This is a genomic window from Desertibacillus haloalkaliphilus, from assembly GCF_019039105.1.
Classification (GTDB): domain Bacteria; phylum Bacillota; class Bacilli; order Bacillales; family KJ1-10-99; genus Desertibacillus; species Desertibacillus haloalkaliphilus.
In genome coordinates this window covers 1-342 of the sequence record NZ_JAHPIV010000528.1, presented here as the reverse complement: position 1 = coordinate 342, position 342 = coordinate 1, and the positions used below count along the sequence as shown (strand labels likewise).

The following is a 342-nucleotide window of genomic DNA, read 5'->3' as shown; positions in this document are numbered from 1 at the left end:
TCTTCCCTCTCTCCCCTCCTCCTCCCCTTTTTTCCTCTCCCCTTCCCTCCCCTCTCCCTCTTTCTTCCCCCCTTTCCCTTTCTTTTCCTTTTTTTTCTTCTCTCCTCTTTTCCTTTCCCCTTTTTTTCTTTTTCTCTCCTTTTCTCCCCTCTTCTTCCTTTCCCTCCTCTCCCTCCTTTTTCTTCTTTTCTCCTCCCTCCCCCCCCCCCCTCTTTTCTTTTCCTCTTTTCCCCTTCTCCCCCCCTTCTCCCCCCCCTCCCCTTTTTTTTCTCTTCCTCCCTCCCCTCCCCCCCCCTTCCTCTTTTTTCCCCCTTCTTTCCCCCCCCTCTTTTTTCTCCCTCC

Annotated in this window: 1 protein-coding gene; it reads right to left on the bottom strand. The window is 52.9% G+C overall.

From position 1 onward, the window contains the following. Window positions 1–342: hypothetical protein (locus KH400_RS30365; RefSeq protein ID WP_217228637.1), on the bottom strand; the 342-nt coding region annotated here is incomplete at both ends.